Origin of the sequence: Streptomyces sp. NRRL B-24572, assembly GCF_002156145.1 — a bacterium.
GTDB classification, from domain to species: domain Bacteria; phylum Actinomycetota; class Actinomycetes; order Streptomycetales; family Streptomycetaceae; genus Streptomyces; species Streptomyces vietnamensis.
This window is the reverse complement of sequence record NZ_MWIG01000798.1, coordinates 1-2033: the sequence shown is the minus strand read 5'-3', so window position 1 is coordinate 2033 and position 2033 is coordinate 1. Positions and strand designations below refer to the sequence as shown.

The 2033-nt window shown below is 68.5% G+C and carries 3 protein-coding genes; all 3 read left to right on the top strand.

Annotation, left to right across the window (positions count from 1 at the left end):
• Positions 1-34 precede the first annotated feature (34 nt).
• Positions 35-463, top strand: a complete 429-nt coding sequence (locus CCN56_RS36175) for an NfeD family protein (protein ID WP_086831989.1) — start codon at positions 35-37, stop codon at positions 461-463.
• Between the two features lie 103 nt (positions 464-566).
• Positions 567-1505, top strand: a complete 939-nt coding sequence (locus CCN56_RS36170; RefSeq protein ID WP_086831988.1) for an SPFH domain-containing protein — start codon at positions 567-569, stop codon at positions 1503-1505.
• Positions 1506-1595: 90 nt separating this feature from the next.
• On the top strand, positions 1596-2033 hold a 438-nt coding region (locus CCN56_RS36165), incomplete at its 3' end, for a sulfite exporter TauE/SafE family protein (protein WP_179200113.1).

Below are 2033 nucleotides of genomic sequence, written 5' to 3'. Positions count from 1 at the left end.
TCCCGGGAGGACCCCACCGCCCTACCATGACCACGTGGACATCGACGCGTGGGTCTGGTGGCTGATCGGCGCGGTGGGGCTCGGCATTCCGCTGGTCCTGACCGCGATGCCGGAGTTCGGCATGTTCTCCGTCGGAGCGGTCGCCGGGGCGGTGACCGCCGCCCTCGGCTTCGGCATCGTCACCCAGGTACTCGTCTTCGTCGTCGTCTCCGTGGCGCTCATCGCGGTCGTACGCCCGATCGCCGCCCGCCACCGCGCCGGCGGACCCGGACTCGCCACCGGAGTCGACGCCCTGAAGGGCCGTCAGGCCGTCGTCCTGGAGCGGGTCGACGGCAACGGAGGCCGCATCAAACTCGCCGGCGAGGTCTGGTCCGCCCGTACGCTCGACACCGGACAGACCTTCGAACCGGGCGAACAGGTCGACGTCGTGGACATCGACGGGGCGACCGCCGTGGTCATGTGACGTCATGTGACCGAACCTCACCCATGACGCTCCGCCATCTGGGAAACTCGATCATCGAAAGCAACCCGGCAGACAACCGGCAGCGAAGGGCACGGGGAACACGATGTCAGCAGTCATCATCGTCCTGATCATTCTGGTGGTGCTCGTCTTCATCGCCCTGATCAAGACGATCCAGGTCATCCCGCAGGCGAGCGCGGCGATCGTGGAGCGCTTCGGCCGCTACACCCGCACGCTCAACGCAGGACTGAACATCGTCGTCCCGTTCATCGACTCGATCCGCAACCGGATCGACCTCCGTGAGCAGGTCGTCCCGTTCCCGCCGCAGCCGGTGATCACCCAGGACAACCTGGTCGTCAACATCGACACGGTCATCTACTACCAGGTGACCGACGCCCGCGCCGCGACCTACGAGGTCGCCAGCTACATCCAGGCGATCGAGCAGCTCACCGTCACCACCCTGCGCAACATCATCGGCGGCATGGACCTGGAGCGGACCCTCACCTCCCGCGAGGAGATCAACGCGGCCCTGCGCGGCGTCCTCGACGAGGCCACCGGCAAGTGGGGCATCCGCGTCAACCGCGTCGAGCTCAAGGCCATCGAGCCGCCGACCTCCATCCAGGACTCGATGGAGAAGCAGATGCGCGCCGAGCGCGACAAGCGCGCCGCGATCCTCACCGCCGAGGGAACCCGCCAGTCCGCCATCCTCACCGCCGAGGGCGAGAAGCAGTCCGCGATCCTCCGCGCCGAGGGCGAGGCCAAGGCCGCCGCCCTCAAGGCCGAGGGCGAGGCCCAGGCCGTCCGCACGGTCTTCGAGGCCATCCACGCCGGCGACCCGGACCAGAAGCTCCTCTCGTACCAGTACCTCCAGATGCTCCCGAAGATCGCCGAGGGCGACGCCAACAAGCTCTGGATCGTGCCCAGCGAGATCGGCGACGCCCTCAAGGGCCTCTCCGGCGCCTTCGGCAACGTGGGCGGCGGCACCCCCGGCTTCAACATCAAGGACGTACCGTCCGCACGACGAGACGAACCGTCGGTTGACTGACGCGTACACGTAATTCGTGCATGATCAGTGCGAGCCCCTCGACCCTGACGACGTCAGGGCGGGGAGGCGACTCACTGACCATGTAAGGAGATGGCGTTGTCCATCTGGGAAGCCCTGGCAGTCTTCGCCGCCGGCATCGGCGCCGGCACCATCAACACGATCGTCGGATCGGGAACGCTGATCACGTTCCCGGTCCTCCTCGCGACCGGACTCCCCCCGATCACCGCGAACGTCTCCAACGCCCTTGGCCTCGTCCCCGGCTCGATCAGCGGAGCCATCGGCTACCGCCGCGAACTCGAGGGCCAGAAGGCGCGCGTCCTGCGACTCGGCGCCGTCGCCCTCGCCGGCGGCCTCATCGGCGCCATCCTGCTCCTGGCCCTGCCGTCCGAGGCCTTCGACGCGATCGTCCCCGTCCTCATCGGCCTCGCGCTCGTCCTGGTCCTGTTCCAGCCCCGCATCGCCGCCGCCGTGAAGCGCCGCCGCGAACAGACCGGCACCGAGGCCCACCCCGACGGCGGCGGCGATGCG

Coding starts and splice junctions, on each gene's coding strand:
- CCN56_RS36170 (WP_086831988.1), top strand. CDS start 567: ATGTCAGCAGTCATCATCGTCCTGATCATTCTGGTGGTGCTCGTCTTC.